A 20,482-nucleotide genomic window follows, 5' to 3' on the forward strand; every position below is an offset into this window, starting at 1 on the left:
GCCGTGGGCTCAGCGCAGCGCGCCGAGGTCCTTCGGGGCGGACCAGCCGCTGAAGGTCACCAGGTGCCGGTCGGCGGTCACGGCCCACAGGTCCGGCGTGCCGTCCCCGTCACCGTCGCCCGAGCTGCCGAGGGTCGGGTAGGCGGCGGTGGTGAAGCCGGTGGCGACCACGTTCGCCTTCGGGTCCGCGAGCGCGGAGAAGTCGAAGGTGCCGTCAGCCTTCTTCGGGACCGGGTAGGCGTGCAGGTCACCGGTGGCCCGGTCGCGCGCCCACAGGGCGAGGTTGCCGGCGGCGTCCGGGCCGGGGGCGATCAGGTCGTAGCCGGCCCAGTCGCCGGTGGTGGTGAGCTGACGGGCGCTCCCCAACTCGTACGAGAAGCCGGGGTCGGCGAACAGCCAGAGGTTGCCCTCCTCGATGGTCACCAGTGAGGAGACGGTCGAGTCGTTCAAGGAACCGATCAGGGCCAGCTGATCGGCCTTGTGCCAGTCGGCTGCGTAGCCCCCGGGGCAGGCGGTCGCCTTACCGGAGGCGTTCTGGCAAGCCCTCGGCCGGGAGACCGAGAGCCGGCCTCCGGTGAAGGAGCCGTAGTCCTGGTTGCTGGAGAAGTACAGCGCCCGGGATCCGCCCTCGTGCATCAGCAGGTCGTCCATCGGCGCGTGGGAGTCGTCCCAGCCCCGGTGCATGACCTGGACGTTGGTCCAGGAATTCTGGTTGGGCGACCAGTTGGCCGGGATCGTCGCGGTCGGGATGGTGCTCGCCGAGCCGCCGCTGATGATCTGGAGGTTGCCTGCGGAGTCCGGAAGCAGGATGTCCGGAACACCGTCGCCGTCGACGTCGCCGAGGGCCTGCGGCGGGTTCGGGTTCGAGGGAGCGTAGAAGGTGTAGGACGCCGCGCTGACGTTGCCCGCGTTGTCCATCACCTGGACGTTGAGGATGTTGGTGCCCCAGTTCCGCACTTTCAGCGGCAGCGACACCGTACCGTCGCCGTTCGGCCGAACGGCGTTCGGCGAGGAGCAGTCGCCGACACCCAGCATGGAGAAGCCGTACCGGAAGCAGGCGATGCCGGAAGCCGCGCCGCCGGCCGGAGCCGGGTCGACGCCCTTGAGGACGAAGGTGCCGATCTGGCCCGCGTACTTGGTGGCGGTGCCGCCCGCCGGGAAGTCGGGCGAGGAGACCGTGACGGTCGGGCTCGTGGTGTCCACCCGGAAGTGGCAGTCCGCCGACGGGGCGGAGGTCTGCTGGTCCTGCACGGCCCAGGCGTGCCACGCGTAGCCGTGCCCGTCCACCAGGCCGGGGACGGCGACCTTGGCCTGCTGGCCGTACGCCTGGGACGCCCCGGTGAACACCGGGTCCTGGGCGCCCGTGGTCTCGTCCCAGACGCCGAACCGGGCGCCGGTGCCGGTGACCTTGGCGTTGAGCGTCGGGCCGTTCGTGGTCCGTCCGACCCAGCTCGGGTCGGTGGTCGAGTCGCAGGCGTCGGCGCGGTACTCGCTGCCCTGGCTGGTGCCGAGGACGGCCGGCGCGGTGTCGGCGGCGAAGGCGCCGGGCGCGGTGAGCAGGCCTGCCGCGATCGCGGCCGCCGTCACCCCGCCGAGTCTGCGGGCATGCCGAAGTGTCATGGAAGTACCCCACCCCTTTGATCGAGAGATCTCGTTACGTGTACGAGCGGTGAGGATCTTTCCAGTGGGGACCGACAGCGGCAACGGAGATTCAGTCGGTGGACGGGGTGCGGCGGGTGGCGCGGAGGCCGCGCAGGCCGATGGCGCCGACGGCGATGCCGAGGAGGAAGGAGGTGACGGCGAGGAGGAGGTGGATCCAGAAGAAGGCGGTGGGCTGGGAGTGGTCGCCGTCGGTGAAGGCCTGGCCGCCGGAGTCCTTCCAGAGGTTCTTGACGAAGGTGGTCCAGATGATGATCGACCAGACGCCGAAGGCGGTCAGGAACCAGGAGGTGCGGCGGCTGAGCTTCATGGGGGTCCTCGTCGGGGGTGTGGGGGCGGGGTGCGTCCCCCAGTATGCGCGGACCGCCGATCGGCGTAGGGCGGGCCCCTCATACGGAGGACCGGCCCGGTGTGGCGCACAGCGGATGCCCCGGAGTGGGTACGGTCTGCGCGTGTCCACACGTCGTCAGAAATTCGCGCATCTGTTCGTCACGACCGCCGCGGTCCTCCCGGCCCTGCTCGCCGCCCCGGGGGCGGTCGCTGCCCCGCAGGAGCCGCCCCCGGCCGCTTCCGCGGTCGGCGGCGAGCGGCTCGGGCGCTCCGGGGTCCAGGTCTCGCCGCTGGCCGGAGCCCCGGCCCTGCCGAGGGACCTCACCGGCCAGTCCTGGATAGTCTCCGACGCCACGTCGGGCGACGTGCTGGCGGCCAGCAACCCGCATCTGCGGCTCGCCCCGGCCAGCACCCTGAAGATCCTCTTCGCCGACACCGTGCTGCCCAAGTTCGACCGCAACACGGTGCACAAGGTCGCCGACGAGGAGATCCTCGGGATCGGTGAGGGCAGCAGCCTGGTCGGCATCAAGGAGAACCTGGACTACCGGGTCGAGGACCTGTGGCGCGGGGTGTTCCTGAGCTCGGGCAACGACGCCGTGCACGTCCTGGCGCACATGAACGGCGGCGTGGAGCAGACCGTCACCGAGATGCAGTCCCGCGCCGACGCCCTCCAGGCCCGGGACACCCGGGTGATCTCCCCGGACGGCTACGACATGGACGGGCAGCTCTCCTCGGCCTACGACCTGTCGCTGTTCGCCCGGGCCGGCCTGCGCAACCCCGACTTCCGGATGTACTGCGCCACCCGGCAGGCGATGTTCCCGGGCGCGGTGGACAAGAACACCGGCCAGCGCGGCAGTTTCGGGATCGCCAACACGGACCGCCTGCTGGGCAAGTACCCCGGCCTGATCGGGGTGAAGAACGGTTTCACCACCAACGCCGGCTCGACCTTCGTCGGCGCCGCCGAACGCAACGGCCGCACCCTGCTGGTGACCGTGATGCACCCGGACAGCTACCAGAAGGTCTACGACGAGACCGCGGCCCTGCTGGACTGGGGCTTCGCGGCGGCCGGCAAGGTGCAGCCGGTCGGCAAGCTGGTCGACGAGCTCCCGCCGGACGGCGAGCCCTCCGGCCAGGCCGGCGGCACCGCCGGCGCGCCCCCGCCGCACTCCACCCCCGCCACCCGGCCCGGCACCGCCCCCACTGCCGCCCCGGCCGCCGCCGAGGACGACGGGCTCGGCCTCGGCGGCTGGCTGGCCGTCGTGCTGGTGACGGCCGCGGCCGGCTACGGGGTGCTGGTCCTGCGGCGCGGCCGCCGCGGGGCCTCCGGCTGGTGACGGCCGGACGGACGGCCCGGCCTCAGGGTTCCTCCCGGGGCCGGGCCGCCGTCGTGTCCGCGGCCGCCTCCGCCTCGTCGGCCGCCGCCAGCAGCGCCCGGGCGTGCTCCCGGGTGCGCTCCCGGGCGGCCACCGGATCGGCCATCGCCGTCCAGGCCACGCAGTACATCAGCAGCCGGGAGACGAAGTTGATCCACAGCAGCAGCGCCACCGGCACGCCGAAGGCCCCGTACAGGCTCTTCCCGGCGACGGAGCCGAGGTAGGAGGCGAGCAGGACCTTCAGCAGCTCGAAGCCGACCGCGCCGATCAGCGCGCCCTGCAGCACGTCGCGCCGGCGCTGGCCGCCGATCCCGGGGAACGGCGCCAGCAGGTAGGCGAAGAGCAGCGTGTCGCACGCTATGGCGACGAGCACGCCGACTCCGGTCAGCAGGTAGCCGCTGGGCAGGCCGGTCCAGTCGGCGATCCGCCCGGCCAGCGTCGTCCCGGCGGTGGAGACACCGACCGAGATCAGCGACACCACGCCGAGGCCGCCCAGCACCGCGCAGTCCCAGCCCTTGCGCAGCACCACGTTGGTGTCGTCGTCGGGCAGCTGCCAGACGTCCCGGATCGAGGTGCGCATGGTGTCCACCCAGCCGAGGCCGGAGACCAGCAGCAGCGCCCCGCTGACCAGTCCGACGGCGCCCGCGTTGGCCACCAGGGACGGCAGGTTGAGCGCCTCCGAGATGCCCGGCAGCTGGTCGGAGATGTGCTTCTGCAGGTCCGCGACCTGGCTGCTGCTGAGCGTCGAGACGGCGATCGCCAGGCCCACCGTGAGCAGCGGGAACAGGGCGAGGAAGCCGAAGAAGGTGACCGCACCGGCCAGCCGGTTGCCCCGGGCCGCGGAGAAGTGCTCGTACACCCGGTACGGGCGGCTGCGCAGCACCCACGTGACGAGCGGGCCGATGACCGGGAGGCGGGTCAGGAAGTCCACCCGACCGGTTATACCGGCCCGTCCTCCGAATGGCCGTCAGGCTCGGCGCAGATTCTAGCGTTTCACCAGGCGGCGGGCCCGGGCGAGGGCGCGGACGGCCTGGTAGGCGCCGTAGCGGCCGTGGCTGAGCAGTTCGGTGCGCACGCCGTCCACGCCGGGCGGCGGGCGGTAGCCGGCCGGCCGGAGCCGGGCGCAGTGGGCGGCGGCGCGGCGGAAGTACTCGCGGCGGTCGCCGGGCGGGATCCGGCCGGGCTTGGAGACGACGGTGTTGAGGTGGTGCAGCATCCGGCCGTAGACGACCGGGCGCCAGTGGTCGAGGTCGGGGCGGTGGTCCAGGAAGGCGAAGACCAGGTCGTACTGGGCGAAGACGTCGAAGTGCTTGCGGCTGGCGGTGGCCAGGATGTTGCCGCCCTCCTGGCGCTGGCGGTAGTGCACGCCGACCTCGTCGAGCAGGGTGATCCGGGCCGCGGCGAGCAGCACCGGGTACGTCCAGGGGGTGTCCTCGTAGTAGCCGGCCGGGAAGACCAGCTGCTGGGCGGTGACGAAGTCTCGGCGGTAGGCCTTGTTCCAGACCACCTGGAGCAGGTCGAGCAGGTCGGGACGGGCGGCGAGGTCGAAGACGTCCGGGGAGGCGGCGCCGAACACGTGGGCGGAGGCGGCCCGGGTGATCCGGCCGTCGGCGTAGGTGCGGGCGTAGTCGTAGACCAGGACGTCCGGGTCGCCGGTGGCGGCGAGCCGGTCGTCGACGCTCTTGAGCAGTTGGGGGGTGAGCGTGTCGTCGCTGTCGAGGAAGATCACGTAGTCCCCGGTGGCGACCTCCAGGCCGGCGTTGCGGGCCCGGCCGAGGCCGACGTTCTCGGGCAGGTGCAGCACCCGGATCCGCGGGTCGGCGGCGGCCTCGTCGAGCATCGGGCCGCAGCCGTCCGGGGAGCGGTCGTCCACCGCGATCAGTTCGAGGTCGGGGCCGCCCTGGCCGAGCACCGAGTCGAGACACTCGGCGAGGTAGTCCTCAACCTGGTACACGGGGACGATCACGCTGAAGCGGGGCACGGGCCCAGCGTAGTGGCCCCGAAGGGCCCCATGGCCCGGAGGTAGGATCGGTGCGCACGTACGCACCGATCCAAAGTGCGGTCAGGCCCTCACCGGGCTGCCACGCTCCTTCCCGAGAAAGGCCTGCGTAGCCGATGGCTCCCCGCCTCTCCATCGTCGTTCCGATCTACAACGTCGAGCGTTACCTGGTCGAATGCCTCGACTCGATCGCCGCCCAGACCTTCACGGACTTCGAGTGCGTCATGGTCGACGACGGTTCGAAGGACGACAGCGCGGCCCTCGCCGAGGCGTACGCGGCCAAGGACTCGCGGTTCCGGCTGGTCCGCCAGGTGAACAAGGGCCTCGGCGCGGCCCGCAACACCGGCATCCGGCACATCGACCCGGACGCCGAGTTCCTGTGCTTCGTCGACAGTGACGACTCGATGCCGCCGAGCGCGTACGAGCTGATGATCAACACTCTGGACGAGACCGGCTCGGACTTCGCCACCGGCAACGTGCTGCGGTTCCGCGCGGTGGGCTACTACCAGTCCGGCGGGCACTCGAAGCCGTTCAGGGAGACCAAGCTCAAGACGCACATCACCGAGATCCCGGCGCTGGTCACCGACCGCACCGCGTGGAACAAGGTGTACCGCCGCTCCTTCTTCGACGCGGCCGGCATCCTCTACCCCGAGGGCATCCTGTACGAGGACGCGCCGGTCAGCGTGCCGCACCACTACCTCGCCAAGAGCGTGGACGTGCTCTGCGAGCCGATCTACCACTGGCGCGAGCGCGAGGTCGGCGAGATGTCGATCACCCAGATGCGCACCAACCCCAAGGGCCTGATCGACCGCGTCACCTCAGTCGAGCTGGTCCGCGGCTGGCTGCGCAAGCAGACCGATCCGCGCTTCGCCCAGTACCTGCGCTCCTACGACGAGAACACCCTCGTCGAGGAGATCCCGATGTTCTTCTGGTCCGTCGTGGACGGCGACAAGGAGTACCGGGACGCCTACGTCAAGAACGTCAGCCGGCTGCTGCGGGCGATCGGCCCCGAGCAGGTCCGCAAGCTGCGGGCGCCGCTGCGGCTCAAGTACCACCTGACCCTCCAGGGCCGGATCGACGAGTTCGTCGAGCAGATCAAGTACGAGGGCGAGAGCAACGGCGGCGTCCAGGCCCGCGGTCTGCTGCGCCCGTACGCCGACTACCCGTTCCTGCGCGGCGGGCGCAAGAGCGTGCCGTCCGGCGTGCTCAAGCTGGACAACTCGCTGGTCATGCGCAGCCGGCTGTACGAGACGGCCTGGGTCGGCGGGCGGCTGCAGCTGACCGGGCACGCGTACCCGGAGCAGCTGGGCGCGGCCGGCAAGCACGACATGGTCCGCACCCTGGTGCTGCGCGAGGCCAAGGGCCGCCGGGTGATCGCGGTGCCGATGAAGACCCAGTACAGCCCCGAGGCCACCGCCAGCTGCCACCACGACCTGTACAGCTGCGACTGGGCCGGCTTCACCGTCGGCGTCGACCCGAAGAAGCTCAAGCACCGCGGCCAGTGGAAGGACGGCAACTGGCGCGTCCTGGTGGCCGGCGCGGGCAAGGGCGGCGTCTACAAGGGCCGGGTCTGGGCCGGCTGGAGCGACACCGCGCAGTACATCCCGGCGCACTGGGTCGAGCCGGACGTGCGGATCGTGCCGTGGGTCCGGGACGGCTCCGTCTACCTGCGGGTGGAGACGGTCAAGGCCCGGGTGACCGGCCTGGCTTCGCACGGCGGCCGGGTCGAGGTGTCGGGCGCGGCCCGCTCCGGCTCCAGCTTCGCCGGGGCCCGGCTGCGGCTCACCCACGTCGAGTCCGACCGCGAGCTGGCCTTCCCGCTGGAGCTGGGCGCGCCGGTCGGCAGCCTGCAGCCGTTCAGCGTGTCCTTCCCGGCGGCCGAGCTGACCGCCGTCCGCGAGGCCTGGGCCGAGCTGGACCCGGTGGCCGCCGAGCGAGGCCGTGACCGCTGGGACACCGCGCTGCTGCTGGCCGACGGCAGCACCGTCCCGGTGACCTGGGACGACCGCAACGCCCCGGCGCAGCTGCACCTGCCGCTCAACCCGGACGCCCCGGCCGACCAGCGCCGGGCGCTCTACTCCAAGCCCTCCCCCAGCGGGTACCTGCAGTTCTCCGACCAGCTGCTCCAGCCGGTGGTGGACGAGGTCTCCACCCGCGGCGCGGACGGCTTCCTGCTCAGCGGTTCGTTCCCGCTGTCCGGCGCGCACCGCTGGGAGCTGGTGGTCCGCCACGACTGGCGCGAGGAGGAGCACGTCTACCCGGTGGAGATCGCGGACGGACGGTTCCGGACCGCGCTGCCCGCCGTGCCGACGGCTTCCTTCGCCGGCCGGGTGCCGCTCGCCCAGGGCACCTGGAACGTCTTCTTCCGCCCGGTCGGTGCCCCGGCCGAGGAGCTTCCGAGCTCGTACGCGCTGATCTCGCCGGACTGCTTCGGCGCGATGCCGCTGGAGGTGGAGTCCCGGGGCAAGCGCATCGTGCTGGAGCGCCGCCACCACGACGGCCTCTCCCTGGAGTCGCACTCGGCGCTGCTGCCGGAGGAGCGCAGCGGCTACCGGCTGCGCCAGCTGCGGTTCGTCGACTACCCGAACGCCCGCCGGCACCCGGTGCGCGACACCGTGCTGTACAACGTCGGCCTCGGCGGCCTGTACGCCGACTCGCCGCGGGCGGTCCACGAGGAGCTGGTCCGCCGCGGCCTGCCGCTGGAGCACCTGTGGGGCAGTGACGACCTCCAGGCCGATCTGCCGCAGTCGGCGAGCGCGATCCGGCTGTGGAGCCCGGAGTGGTTCGAGGCGCTGGCGACCGCCAAGTACATCGTCACCAGCACCCACCTGCCCGACTTCTTCGTCCGCCGCCCCGGACAGGTGGTCCTGCAGACCTGGCACGGCAGCCCGCTGAAGCAGATCGGCCTCGATTTCGAGAAGGTCTGGTTCACGGATGCGAACTACCTGAAGGGCCTCGCCCGGGAGGTGCCGAGCTGGAGTCTGCTGGCGGCTGGCAACAGCTGGTCGGCCCCGATCCTGCGACGCGCGTTCGATTACAAGGGCGAGATTCTCGAAAGCGGTTCGCCCAAGAATGACCTGCTCTTCGCGGCCGACCGGGAGAAGACCGCCGAACAGGTGCGCGAAAGGCTCGGCCTGCCCGAGGGCAAGAAGGTCGTGCTCTACGCGCCGACCTGGCGCGAGGACCGGCGCCGGCCGAACGGCGGGTACCAGCTGGACCTGCGGCTCGACCTGGCGGCGGCCAAGGCCGCGCTCGGCGACGACCAGGTACTGCTGGTGCGCCGGCACAGCATGATGTGCGGTCAGATCCCGGGCGCCGGCAACGGCTACATCTGGGACGTCGGCAGCTACCCCGACATGGCGGAGCTGCTGCTGATCGCCGACGTGCTGATCACCGACTACTCCGCCAGCGTGTTCGACTTCGCCGCGACCGGCAAGCCGATCCTGTTCTTCACCTACGACCTGGAGCACTACCGCGACAACCTGCGCGGCTTCAGCCTGAACTTCGAGGCTGAGGCGCCCGGCCCGCTGCTGGCCACCTCCGAGGAACTGGTCGACGCGCTCGGCCGGGTCGGCGAGGTCGCGGCCGAGTACGCCGACAAGGCCGCCGCGTTCCGCACGGCGTACTGCGACCTGGACGACGGCAAGGCCTCCGCCCGGGTGGTCGACGCGATGCTCCGCGCGGAGTAGCACCGAGCAGTACGGGGTAGCCCGGAGCATCCCCGAGAGCCCCGCAGAGGCGCCCGACGCGAACCGCGTCGGGCGCCTCCGCGTTTTCCTGGGAATTCCCTGACAATATCCCCGGCCTTTGCCTGCGCATTGCACTCGAACTAGTGTTTTGTCGGTGAATTTCACGGGAAATTCTCTGGTCCACACTGTTGACCCCGGACGGCGTCCCGGTATGGGATATGAATTCGGCCCCGGTTTCCTCTCGGCATCGGTCCGGCGGCCCCGGTCCACCGCCCATGGCCCGGCCCCCGTCCCGAAGGACCCCTGCCATGCCTGCGCTCACACGGTTCGTCCTTCCGCACGCCGACCCCCGCGTGAGCACCGACCAGCCCGCCGCCGACGAGGACGTCACCTTCGGCCTGCTGCGCGCCCGCTGGACCGGCCGCGGCCTGGAGCTCACCGGCTTCGCCCGCCCGGACGACCTCGACACCGGCCGCCCCGGCTCCGCCTGGACCTGGCTGACCCTGCGCCACGCCGACGGGAGCAGGCCGCCCGTCCACCTGCGCTCCCGGCCCCGCCGGCTGCCCGAGGTCACCGACGACAGCGCCCAGCCCGAGTTCAACCACGACTGGTCCGGCTTCACCGCCCTGATCGAGCCCGGCCGGCTGCGCCACGGCACCGACTGGCTGCTCGGCGACTGGCAGATCGAGGCCACCCTGTTCACCCGCCCACGCCCCACCCGGCTGCGCCGCCGGTACGGCGCCCTCGCCCCGCACTGGTGCGGCTCCGGCGAGTACCCGCCCGCCCACTGGGTGGACCACGACGTCCGTCTCCAGCCGCACTTCACCGACGGCCGGCTCCACCTGCGGCTCGAACGCCCGAGTGTCCGGCTCACCCACGCCACCCCCACCGCCGACGGCCTCGATCTGCGCGGCAGCGCGGACACCTGCCCGTCCGGCACCGTGCTGCGGCTGCGCCACCGGCAGAGCGACGCCGTGATCGAACGGCCGGTCGCCCGCACCGGCAACACCTTCGCCGTCCACCTGCCGTACCGGCCGTTCACCGCCGACGGCCGCGGCAGCGGCGAACTGGAGCACTGGGACACCGAGTTCCTGCACCCCGACGGCAGCACCGAGCAGCTCTGCCCGGACGAGCGCGGCGGCCCGGTGGCCGGCCAGCACCGACTGCCCGACACCCCGGACCGCGCCCTCTACCTCAAGCACCTCGCCGACGGCCGGCTCCAGGTGTGCGTCCAGCCCGCGGCCGGCCTGGTCGAGCGGATCGCCGTCCGGGCCGGCGGCTTCGAGCTCACCGGCCGCTGCCCGGACCGCGCCGCGGACCGGCTGGAACTCGTCCTGCGGCACACCGGCACCGCGAGCGAGGTCCGCTCCCCCGTCGAGGCCGACCAGGACGGCCGCTTCAAGGTCCTGCTGCCCGCCACCCGCACCGGCGCCGACGGCACCGCGCTGCCCCTGCGCAAGGGCATCTGGGAGGCCGCGCTGACGCCCGCCGGGCGGCCCGGCCCGAGCCGCCCGCTGCTCGCCGCACCGGCCGCCCTGCCCGCGCTGCCCGCCGCCACCACGGCCGGCGGCAAGCGGATCCTGCTCCAGCGCCGCTGGCACGACACCCTGCTGGTGGACTCCACCCCGGTGCTCACCCCCACCGAGCGCAGCGCCTGGACGCAGAGCCGCCAGCGCGCCGTCCACTACCCCGCCGCCCGCCGCGAACCGCTGCGCGAGGCCGTGCTGTACGACGTGTTCGGCGGCCGCGGCTACGCCGACTCGCCGCGCGCGGTGCACGCCGAACTGGCCCGCCGCGGAGCGCCGTTGGAGCACCTCTGGGTGGTCGACGACGCCCAGGCCGAACTGCCGCCCGGGGTCCGGGCCGTCCGGATCTGGAGCCCGGAGTGGTACCGCGCGCTGGCCACCTGCCGGTACCTGGTCGGCAACACGCACTTCCCGGACTTCCTGGAGCGCCGCCCCGGCCAGGTGGTGCTCCAGACCTGGCACGGCTCGCTGCTGAAGCGGATCGCCCACGACGTCGACAACCCCTGGCTGGCCGACCACGGCTACCTGGAGGCGCTCGACCGGGAGACCCCGCAGTGGAGCCTGCTGCTCTCCCCCAGCCCGTTCGCCACCCCGATCCTGCGCCGCGCGTTCCGCTACGACGGCGAGATCCTGGAGGCCGGCTACCCGCGCAACGACGTGCTCGCCCGCCCCGACGAGGCCGCCGCCGCGGCCGTCCGCCACCGGCTCGGCATCCCGGACGGCAAGCGGATCGTGCTGTACGCGCCGACCTGGCGCGAGGACCAGCAGCGCGGTGACGGCGACGGCTTCCGACTCGGCCTGCGGCTGGACCTCGACCACGCCCGGCGCCTGCTCGACCGGGACCACGTGCTGCTGATCCGCCCGCACGCGCACGTCCGCGAGCCACTGCCGGGCGCCGGGGACGGCTTCCTGTACGACTGCGGGGACTACCCCGACCCGCAGGAGCTGCTGCTGGTCGCGGACGTCCTGGTGACCGACTACTCGTCGATCATGTTCGACTTCGCCGTCACCGGCCGCCCGGTGCTCTTCTTCACCTACGACCTGGAGCACTACCGCGACACCCTGCGCGGCTTCTACTTCGACTTCGAGCCGCAGGCCCCCGGCCCGCTCGTCCCCACCTCGGCCGGACTGCTCGGCGCGCTGCGCGAACTCGCCGACTCCGGCGCGGACCTGCCGCCCGGGTACGCGGAGCGCCACCGGCGCTTCCGGGCCGAGCACTGCGTCCTGGACGACGGCGGCGCGTCCCGCCGGGTGGTCGACCGGATGCTCGAACTCGGAAGGTCAGTCCGGTAGTTCAGGAGAAAAGGTAGCTCCGCCAGGGCCGCCAGACCTCGTCCGCGTCGAAGCGGGAGAGGCCGAAGCCCGGCACCGGGAAGGCCGCCCGGAAGCCGCGCGCCTGCGCGTACGCCTGGTCCAGCGCGTCATCCGGCAGACCGTGCGCGACCGTCACGTGCGGGTGGTACGGGAACGCCAGCTCGCGGGCCAGCGGGCCGGAGCGGACGTCCGCCTCCAGCAGCCGGCACTCCTGCGCGCCCTCCTCGACCCGGACGAACACCACCGGGGAGACCGGGCGGAAGGTGCCGGCGCCGCGCAGCAGCATCCGGAACGGCCGGTGCGAGGCCGCCACCGCCGCCAGGTGCTCCTCGATCTTCGGCAGTGCCTCGGCCGGCACCTCGGTCGGCGGCAGCAGGGTGACGTGCGTCGGTATCGACCGGGCCAGCGGATCGCCGTGCCCGGCCCGGGCGTCCTGGATCTGCGCACCGTACGGATCCGGAACGCTCACGGACACGCCGATGGTGACGGCCTCGGGGAGACCGTCACCATCGGGCAGGCGTGTGAGGGGAGTCACCGCTTGGCGGCCGGGAGGAAGCCGACCCGGTCGTACACCGTCTCCAGCGTCTGCGCGGCCACCTCGCGAGCCTTCTCGGCGCCGATCGCCAGCACCCGGTCCAGCTCGGCCGGGTCGTCCAGGAAGGAGCGGGTGCGCTCCTGGAAGGGGGTGACCCACTCGGTGAACAGCTCGGCCAACTCGGTCTTCAGGGCGCCGTACATCTTGCCCTCGAAGTGCGCGACCAGCTGGTCGATCGACTGGCCGCTGAGCGCGGAGTGGATGCGCAGCAGGTTGGAGACGCCGGGCTTGCCGTCCTCGTCGTAGGAGACGACGGTGCCGGTGTCGGTGACGGCGCTCTTGAACTTCTTGGCGCTGACCTTCGCCTCGTCCAGCAGGTTGACCAGGCCCTTGTCCGAGGAGGCGGACTTGCTCATCTTGGCGCCCGGGTCCTGGAGGTCCTGGATCTTCGCCGTCTCCTTGAGGATGTACGGCTTCGGCACCGTGAAGGTCGGGCCGTAGCGGGTGTTGAAGCGGTCGGCGAGGTCGCGGGTGAGCTCCAGGTGCTGGCGCTGGTCCTCGCCGACCGGGACGGCGTCCGCCTGGTAGAGCAGGACGTCCGCGACCATCAGCACCGGGTAGGTGAACAGGCCGACCGTGGTGCTGTCCGCGCCGTGTCGGACGGACTTGTCCTTGAACTGGGTCATCCGGGAGGCCTCGCCGAAGCCGGTGAGGCAGTTCATCACCCAGGCGAGCTGCGCGTGCTCGGGCACGTGCGACTGGACGAACAGGGTGCAGTGCTCCGGGTCCAGGCCGGCGCCGAGCAGCTGGGCGGCGGAGACCCGGGTGTTCTCGCGCAGCTCCTTCGGGTCCTGCGAGACGGTGATCGCGTGCAGGTCGACGACCATGTAGAAGGCGTCGTTCTCCTTCTGCAGGTCCACCCACTGGCGCACCGCGCCCAGGTAGTTGCCGAGGTGGAACGAGCCGGAGGTGGGCTGGATGCCGGAGAGAACCCGGGGACGGTCCTTGACCGGACCAGTGACCGCTGCGTTGACCATGCGGGCCATTGTTCCAGTTCCACCGGGCGCTCAGGAAACGTCCGCCCCAGGAGGTTCCGCCAGTGTGACCGCACTCACCCTCACCCGGGCGATCCGCCGGCCCTCCAGCTTGGCCACCGTCAGCAGCACCCCGCCACCGCCCTCGACCGGGACGCGCACCTGGTCGCCGTCCCGGGGCAGCCGGCCGAGCGAGGCGACCAGACAGCCCGCCACCGTCTCGTACGGGCCCTCGGGCAGGGTGGCGCCGGTCTCCTCGGTGAAGTCGCCGAGGTTGAGCAGGCCGTCCAGCTCCATGCCGCCGCCGACCAGCCGGCGGGTGGCGGCGGTCTCCGGCCGGTCGTACTCGTCCCGGATCTCGCCGATCACCTCCTCGACCAGGTCCTCCAGGGTGACGATCCCGGCGGTGCCGCCGTACTCGTCCACCACGATGGCCAGGTGGTGGCCCTCGCGGCGCATCTCGCCCATCGCCTCCAGCACCCGCTTGGTGCCGGGCAGCAGCTTCACCGGGCGGGCCAGGTCGCGGACCTTGGCGGCCTGCTCGCCGCGCGCGCCGTACAGGTCGCGGACGTGCACGAAGCCGACCACGGCGTCGGCGCTGCCCTCGACCACCGGGTAGCGCGAGTGCGGCGAGGTGTCCGCCTGGTGCCGGACGGCGGCCAGCGGGCGCTCGGCGTCCAGGAAGGTCACCTCGGTGCGCGGGACCATCACCTCGCGCAGCTGCCGCTCCCCGGCGGAGAACACGTCCGCGATCAACGCCCGTTCGTCGCTGCCGAGTTCGGTGTTGGCGGCGACCAGGCCGCGCAGCTCCTCGGAGCTCATCGAGCCACGGCCGGCGGCCGGGTCGCCGCCCAGCAGGCGGACCATCAGGTTGGTGGAGTGGCCGAGCAGCCAGATCACCGGGCGCAGCGCCACCGACATCACGTCCACCACCGGGGCCGCGATCACCGCGATCGACTCGGCCCGCTGCAGGCCGATCCGCTTGGGGGTGAGTTCGCCGAGAACCAGCGAGACGTAGCTGATCACCAGGGTGAGGCCGACCAGGGCGACCGCGTCGGCGACGCCCTCGGTGAGCCCGGCCCGGACGAACAGCGGCGCGACCTTGCCGGCCAGGGTGTCCGCGCCGAAGGCGGCGGACAGGAAGCCCATGCAGGTCACGCCGACCTGGACGGCGGCCAGGAAGCGGTTGGGGTCGGCGGCCAGGTGCGCGGCCCGGGCGGACCGCCGGGTGCCGAGCGCCTCCAGCGTCCGGATCTGGCCCTCGCGCAGCGAGATCAGCGAGATCTCGGCGACGTTGAACAGCCCGCCCAGCAGGATGAAGACGAGGACGAGCAGGGCGTCCCCGAGGGTTTCGTTCACAGCGGGTCAGTGTAAGACCGGCCGGCGCCCGGGGAGTGGAAGAACGAGCGACGGCCGGTCACACGACGGCCCGCCGCCTCCGGGAAGGAGACGGCGGGCCGTCGGGAAAGCGGTGCCGCGGGGCTCAGATGAGGCCCAGCTCCTGGACCGCGTCGCGCTCCTCGGTCAGCTCCTTGACCGAGGCGTCGATGCGGGCGCGCGAGAAGTCGGAGATCTCCAGGCCCTGGACGATCTCGAACTTGCCGGCCTTGGTGGTGACCGGGAAGGAGGAGATCAGGCCCTGCGGGACGCCGTAGGAGCCGTCCGAGACGACGCCCATGGAGGTCCAGTCGCCCTCGGCGGTGCCGTTGACCCAGGTGTACACGTGGTCGATGGCGGCGTTGGCGGCCGAGGCGGCCGAGGAGGCGCCACGGGCCTCGATGATGGCCGCGCCGCGCTTGGCGACGGTCGGGATGAAGGTCTCGTCCAGCCAGGCCTGGTCGCTGCCGATGGCCTCGAAGGCCGGCTTGCCGGCGATCTCGGCCTGGAAGACGTCCGGGTACTGGGTGGCGGAGTGGTTGCCCCAGATGGTGACGCGCTTGATGTCGGAGACGGGCGCACCGGTCTTGATGGAGAGCTGGCCGACCGCGCGGTTGTGGTCCAGGCGGGTCATCGCGGTGAAGCGCTCGGCCGGGACGTCCGGGGCGTTGCGCTGGGCGATCAGGGCGTTGGTGTTGGCCGGGTTGCCGACGACCAGGACCTTGATGTCGTCCGCGGCGTGGTCGTTGATCGCCTTGCCCTGCGGGCCGAAGATGCCGCCGTTGGCCTGCAGCAGGTCGCCGCGCTCCATGCCGGCGGTGCGCGGACGGGCGCCGACCAGCAGCGCGACGTTGGCGCCGTCGAAGGCCTCGTTCGGGTTGTCGGTGATCGTGATGTCACGCAGCAGCGGGAACGCGCAGTCGACGAGCTCCATGGCGGTGCCCTCGGCGGCCTTGAGGCCCTGCGGAATCTCCAGGAGGCGCAGGTTCACCGGGACGTCGGCACCGAGCAGGTGGCCCGAGGCGATGCGGAAGAGCAGCGCGTAGCCGATCTGGCCGGCCGCTCCGGTGATGGTGACGTTGACGGGGGTGCGGGTCATTTCTACCTTCTCCAGCAGATCGCCAGGTGCCCCAGGCACACCGGCGCGCTGGAGCCGAGGATGATCTCTCGACATCGAGAGACCGGCGTCAGGTTATCGCAAAGGGAAGCGTACGCCGCGGGTGCGGGCCTGGCTGATGCGTCACAACGGACGGCGGCCCCCGCCCTGGCTCGCAGGGCGGGGGCCGTCACGGTCGCCCCGGCGTCAGTGCTTGGGCCGGCCGATCAACTTGCCGATGTTGTCGAGCAGCGGGATCTCCAGCCACGGGTTCGGCTGCGCCACCAGGGTCAGCAGCACGATCGACGCTCCCAGGAAGGTCAGCACGATCACGTCGGTGAAGCGGCTGCGCACCGCCAGCATCCCGACCTCGGGCAGCACCAGCCGCAGGACGGCCCCGAGCAGCACCCCGCAGCCGAGGATCAGCAGCCCGTACTTGAAGCCGTCCTTGAAGTCGGCGAACCAGGTGACCGCGAGGCCGGCCCCGACCACCAGCAGGACCAGCGTTATCGGCCACTGCCGGACCGGCAGGGTGTGGTCGCGCCCGAGGGCTGCGGCCGCGCCCTCGGGCGGCAGGGTGCCGGTGGTCTTGACCGGCCTGCGCGGGGTCCGCGCCGGTCGCGGTTCCGTCATGCTCGCCGTCCCTCGTGGTGGTGTCGGTCGCGGGGTCAGACGCCGGCGCGGCGCTCGGCCGCCACGACGATGTTGTTGAGCAGCATCGCGCGGGTCATCGGGCCCACGCCGCCGGGGTTCGGGGAGATCCAGGCGGCCACCTCGGCCACGCCCGGGTGCACGTCGCCGACGATCTTGCCCTCGCTGCGGCTGACGCCCACGTCCAGCACCGCCGCGCCCGGCTTGACGTCCTCCGGCTTGACCAGGTGCGGCACGCCCGCGGCGGCCACGATGATGTCGGCCTTGCGCAGGTGGTAGCCGAGGTCCCGGGTGCCGGTGTGGCACAGGGTCACGGTGGCGTTCTCGCTGCGGCGGGTCAGCAGCAGGCCGATCGAGCGGCCGACGGTGACGCCGCGGCCGATCACGACCACCTCGGCGCCGTCGATCTCGACGTCGTGCCGGCGCAGCAGCTCGACGATGCCCAGCGGGGTGCACGGCAGCGGCCCCTCGATGCCCAGGGCGAGCCGGCCGAGCGAGGTCGGGTGCAGGCCGTCGGCGTCCTTGTCCGGGTCCATCAGCTCCAGGACCGGGTTCTGGTCCAGGCCCTTGGGCAGCGGCAGCTGGACGATGTAGCCGGTGCAGGAGGGGTCGGCGTTGAGCTCGCGGACGACGTTCTCGACGTCCTCCTGGGTGGCGGTGGCGGGCAGCTCGCGCTGGATCGAGGCGATGCCGACCTCGGCGCAGTCCTTGTGCTTCCCGTTGACGTACCAGCGGCTGCCCGGGTCGTCGCCGACCAGGACGGTGCCGAGGCCGGGCGTGACGCCCTTCGCCTTGAGGACCGCCACGCGGGCGGCGAGTTCGGACTTGATCGCGGCGGCGGTGGCCTTGCCATCGAGAATCTGGGCAGTCATGACCCCATTCTCCCGGATCGGGGCAAGCCGCCGTACCAGGGCCCGTCTTCGAGCTCCCGCCGTCCTCCCGCCGTCCGCTCGGCGCGCGCTCGATGGGCGCTCGATGGGCGCTCGATGGGCGCTCGATGGGCGCTCGGCGGGCGCTCGGCGGGCGGGAGCCGGAGGCGGGCCCCACCTCCGGCTTCCGGTCGGACGGGTACGGAAGGCCTGGACCACGTTGCGGTTGCGCCACAGTCTCGGTCCGGCGCGCGGAACCGGCTGGACACGGCCCCGCCGTCCGGTTGACGATATGCGGGCATTCCCTGCCGCGACCCGGCCCGGTGACGGGCCGACGGACACCCGGCGGGGGCGTACCCGGGGGAAAGAGCACGTGAGCCGACCACTTCAGACCGAGCCGCCCGACCACTGCGGCGCAGTCCTGCCCGCAGCGGGCCCGTCGACGACTCCGCTCTCACCGTTCTCACCATTCTCAGCGCTCTCACCGCGCGTCTGAGCCGGCCGCGCCCGGCTCCGCTCCGGGCTGTCACTCCCCTCCGTTAGCGTCCCGTTCCACCGGCGACCCGACTCGCCAACCGGAACCGGGCCCTCCGTCCCGTCCCCACGTCCCCGCAACTGCCCGGAGGCATCGATGAGTTACCCGCCCGACCCGAACAACCCGAACAACCCGTACGGCCAGCCCCCGCAGGCTCCCGGCTACGGCTACCCCCAGCAGGCCCCGCCGGCCGGGTACGGCTACCCGCCGCCCGCGCCGGGCTACGGCGGACCGGGCTACGGCTACCCGCCGGCCGTCCCGCAGAACATGCCGGGCCTGGTGGTCACCACCCGGGTGCTGCTGTTCATCATCGGCGCCGTGCAGATCATCGGCGGGGGCATCTACCTGATAGCCGCCGCGGCGGCCAAGGAGGTCACCAACCGGGCCCAGGAGATCGACGGGAGCGACCCGTTCAACGGCTTCGGCAACGCGGCGGCCGGCGTGCTGGTGGTCGTCGGCATCGTGTGCGCGCTGTTCGCGGCCTTCTCCATCACGCTGGGCGTGAAGTTCGGCAAGGGCGGGCCCGCGGTCCGCATCACCACCCTGGTGTACGGCTCGTTCGGCGCGCTGCTCGGCCTGCTGGGGCTGGCCGGCTCGTTCGCCAACAACGCCAACCCGGTCGGCATCGTCTTCACGCTGATGTGGCTCGCGGTCTCGATCACGATGATCGTCGGGATGAGCGTCAAGGACGGCGTCGCCTGGTTCGCCCGGCCGCGCTACTGACCGGCTGCGCTGGCCGGCCGGGTCGCTGACCGGCCGCACTACCGACCGGCCCCGTCCGAGCCGATCGGACGACGAGCGGCCCGGCTCCCCTTCCGGAGGAGCCGGGCCGCTCTGTCATGCCGTCACCCGGGCGGTGCGCCGGGCGAGCGGTGGAACGCGATCAGTGGAAGAAGTGCCGGGCACCGGTGAAGTACATCGTCACCCCGGCCTCGGCGGCCGCCGCGACGACCTCCTCGTCCCGGATCGAACCGCCCGGCTGGACGATCGCCTTGACGCCGGCCGCGATCAGGATGGCCGGGCCGTCCGCGAACGGGAAGAACGCGTCCGAGGCCGCGTACGCGCCCTTGGCCCGCTCCCCGGCCCGCTCGACCGCGAGCTTGCAGGAGTCGACCCGGTTGACCTGGCCCATGCCGACGCCCACCGAGGCGCCGCCCTTGGCCAGCAGGATCGCGTTGGACTTGACGGCCCGACAGGCCCGCCAGGCGAAGGCCAGCTCGGCCAGCTCGGCCTCGGACAGCGCCTCGCCGGTGGCCAGCCGCCAGTTCGCCGGGTCGTCGCCCTCGGCCTGCACCCGGTCGGCGTCCTGGAGCAGCACGCCGCCGGAGACCGGGCGCAGCTCCTGGCGGTTGGCCGGCGCCTCGGGGGCCAGCAGCACCCGCAGGTTCTTCTTCCGGGCCAGCACCTCGACGGCGCCGTCCTCGTAGCCGGGGGCCACCACGACCTCGGTGAAGATCGGGGCGATCTGCTCGGCCAGCTCGACGGTGACCGGGCGGTTGACCGCGATCACGCCGCCGTACGCCGAGACCGGGTCGCACTCGTGCGCCTTGCGGTGCGCCTCGGCGACGTCCGCGCCGGTCGCGATGCCGCACGGGTTGGCGTGCTTGATGATCGCGACGGCCGGCTCGGCGTGGTCGTACGCGGCGCGGCGGGCGGCGTCGGTGTCGACGTAGTTGTTGTACGACATCTCCTTGCCGTGCAGCTGCTCCGCGCCGGCCAGGCCGCCGCTGCCGTCGCTGTACAGCGCGGCGCCCTGGTGCGGGTTCTCGCCGTAGCGCAGCACGTTCTGCCGCTCCCAGGTGGCGCCCAGGAACTCCGGGAACCGCTCGTCGCTCGGCGCGTAGCCGGCCTCGAACCAGGAGGCGACCGCGACGTCGTACGCGGCGGTGTGCGCGAACGCCGCACCGGCCAGGCGCTTGCGGGTGGCCAGGTCGAAGCCGCCCTCCTGGACGGCGCGCAGCACGTCGTCGTAACGGGCCGGGTCGACCACCACGGCCACCGACGGGTGGTTCTTGGCCGCGGCGCGGACCATGCTCGGGCCGCCGATGTCGATCTGCTCGACGCACTCGTCCGGGGTGGCGCCCGAGGCGACGGTGGCCTTGAACGGGTAGAGGTTCACCACGACCAGGTCGAAGGGCTCGACGCCCAGCTCGGCCAGCTGCGCGCGGTGCGACTCCAGCCGCAGGTCGGCGAGCACGCCGGCGTGCACGCGGGGGTGCAGCGTCTTCACGCGCCCGTCCAGGCACTCCGGGAAGCCGGTCAGCTCGGAGACCTCGGTCACCGGGACGCCGGCGGCGGCGATCCGGCCGGCGGTGGAGCCGGTGGAGACGATCGCGACCCCGGCGGCGTGCAGGCCCTGGGCCAGCTCCTCCAGACCGGTCTTGTCGTACACGCTGATCAGCGCGCGACGGATCGGACGGATGTTCTCCGAAACGGGGGGCGTGGTGGAGCTGGCACTCATGCTCCCACCTCGCTGCGCTCGGCGGGCGCTGCGC

Annotated in this window: 15 protein-coding genes; 4 read left to right on the forward strand and 11 right to left on the reverse strand. The window is 72.4% G+C overall.

Annotation, left to right across the window (positions count from 1 at the left end; translation table 11 throughout):
- Positions 1–9: 9 nt before the first annotated feature.
- Complete coding sequence (locus ACIOGZ_RS14135) at positions 10–1,620, reverse strand: hypothetical protein (protein ID WP_400811296.1); 1,611 nt, start codon at positions 1,618–1,620, stop codon at positions 10–12.
- Positions 1,621–1,711: 91 nt separating this feature from the next.
- Positions 1,712–1,969: an SCO4848 family membrane protein gene (locus ACIOGZ_RS14140; RefSeq protein ID WP_400986052.1), complete on the reverse strand. Its 258-nt coding sequence runs from the start codon at positions 1,967–1,969 to the stop codon at positions 1,712–1,714.
- Positions 1,970–2,111: 142 nt separating this feature from the next.
- Between ACIOGZ_RS14140 and ACIOGZ_RS14145 the strand changes: the two genes are divergently transcribed.
- The gene (locus ACIOGZ_RS14145; protein WP_363580214.1) at positions 2,112–3,323 is read left to right on the forward strand and encodes a D-alanyl-D-alanine carboxypeptidase; all 1,212 of its coding nucleotides are present in this window, start codon (positions 2,112–2,114) and stop codon (positions 3,321–3,323) included.
- Between the two features lie 22 nt (positions 3,324–3,345).
- Here ACIOGZ_RS14145 and ACIOGZ_RS14150 read toward each other — a convergent pair whose 3' ends face one another.
- Both ACIOGZ_RS14150 and ACIOGZ_RS14155 read right to left on the reverse strand, forming a co-directional pair.
- The gene (locus ACIOGZ_RS14150; RefSeq protein WP_363580212.1) at positions 3,346–4,293 is read right to left on the reverse strand and encodes a YihY/virulence factor BrkB family protein; all 948 of its coding nucleotides are present in this window, start codon (positions 4,291–4,293) and stop codon (positions 3,346–3,348) included.
- Positions 4,294–4,347: 54 nt separating this feature from the next.
- Positions 4,348–5,343 (reverse strand): glycosyltransferase family 2 protein, encoded by a 996-nt coding sequence (locus tag ACIOGZ_RS14155; protein WP_400986054.1) that lies wholly within the window; start codon positions 5,341–5,343, stop codon positions 4,348–4,350.
- A 134-nt stretch (positions 5,344–5,477) separates the two neighbouring features.
- Here ACIOGZ_RS14155 and ACIOGZ_RS14160 point away from each other — a divergent pair, with 134 nt between their 5' ends.
- Together ACIOGZ_RS14160 and ACIOGZ_RS14165 are read left to right on the forward strand one after the other, a co-directional pair.
- The gene (locus ACIOGZ_RS14160; RefSeq protein ID WP_400986056.1) at positions 5,478–9,050 is read left to right on the forward strand and encodes a CDP-glycerol glycerophosphotransferase family protein; all 3,573 of its coding nucleotides are present in this window, start codon (positions 5,478–5,480) and stop codon (positions 9,048–9,050) included.
- Between the two features lie 308 nt (positions 9,051–9,358).
- The gene (locus ACIOGZ_RS14165) at positions 9,359–11,869 is read left to right on the forward strand and encodes a CDP-glycerol glycerophosphotransferase family protein (RefSeq protein WP_400986058.1); all 2,511 of its coding nucleotides are present in this window, start codon (positions 9,359–9,361) and stop codon (positions 11,867–11,869) included.
- A 1-nt stretch (position 11,870) separates the two neighbouring features.
- On the opposite strand, the gene ACIOGZ_RS14170 is transcribed toward ACIOGZ_RS14165, so the two are convergent.
- From ACIOGZ_RS14170 to ACIOGZ_RS14195, 6 genes are all read right to left on the reverse strand, one after another.
- On the reverse strand, positions 11,871–12,359 hold the full coding sequence (locus ACIOGZ_RS14170) for a 2'-5' RNA ligase family protein (RefSeq protein WP_363630719.1): 489 nt from the start codon (positions 12,357–12,359) through the stop codon (positions 11,871–11,873).
- 62 nt (positions 12,360–12,421) lie between these two features.
- Entirely contained in the window at positions 12,422–13,462 is a 1,041-nt protein-coding gene (gene trpS, locus ACIOGZ_RS14175) for a tryptophan--tRNA ligase (RefSeq protein WP_363625898.1), read from the reverse strand.
- Between the two features lie 30 nt (positions 13,463–13,492).
- Positions 13,493–14,818: a hemolysin family protein gene (locus ACIOGZ_RS14180; protein ID WP_363580202.1), complete on the reverse strand. Its 1,326-nt coding sequence runs from the start codon at positions 14,816–14,818 to the stop codon at positions 13,493–13,495.
- A gap of 124 nt (positions 14,819–14,942) precedes the next feature.
- Positions 14,943–15,935 carry a malate dehydrogenase gene (locus ACIOGZ_RS14185; protein ID WP_350877220.1) on the reverse strand — a complete coding sequence of 331 codons (993 nt, stop codon included), beginning with the start codon at positions 15,933–15,935 and terminating at the stop codon, positions 14,943–14,945.
- Between the two features lie 204 nt (positions 15,936–16,139).
- Positions 16,140–16,565 (reverse strand): DUF3017 domain-containing protein, encoded by a 426-nt coding sequence (locus ACIOGZ_RS14190; protein WP_063349030.1) that lies wholly within the window; start codon positions 16,563–16,565, stop codon positions 16,140–16,142.
- A gap of 35 nt (positions 16,566–16,600) precedes the next feature.
- The gene (locus ACIOGZ_RS14195) at positions 16,601–17,455 is read right to left on the reverse strand and encodes a bifunctional methylenetetrahydrofolate dehydrogenase/methenyltetrahydrofolate cyclohydrolase (protein WP_363580198.1); all 855 of its coding nucleotides are present in this window, start codon (positions 17,453–17,455) and stop codon (positions 16,601–16,603) included.
- A 628-nt stretch (positions 17,456–18,083) separates the two neighbouring features.
- Here ACIOGZ_RS14195 and ACIOGZ_RS14200 point away from each other — a divergent pair.
- Positions 18,084–18,710, forward strand: coding sequence for a hypothetical protein (locus ACIOGZ_RS14200; RefSeq protein ID WP_363580196.1), 627 nt, complete (start codon positions 18,084–18,086; stop codon positions 18,708–18,710).
- 160 nt (positions 18,711–18,870) lie between these two features.
- On the opposite strand, the gene purH is transcribed toward ACIOGZ_RS14200, so the two are convergent.
- A complete protein-coding gene (gene purH, locus ACIOGZ_RS14205) occupies positions 18,871–20,448 on the reverse strand; it encodes a bifunctional phosphoribosylaminoimidazolecarboxamide formyltransferase/IMP cyclohydrolase (RefSeq protein ID WP_363580194.1) in 1,578 nt (525 codons plus the stop codon).
- Positions 20,449–20,482: the final 34 nt, after the last annotated feature.

Origin of the sequence: Kitasatospora sp. NPDC088160, from assembly GCF_044741445.1 — a bacterium.
In the GTDB taxonomy this organism is placed as follows: domain Bacteria; phylum Actinomycetota; class Actinomycetes; order Streptomycetales; family Streptomycetaceae; genus Kitasatospora.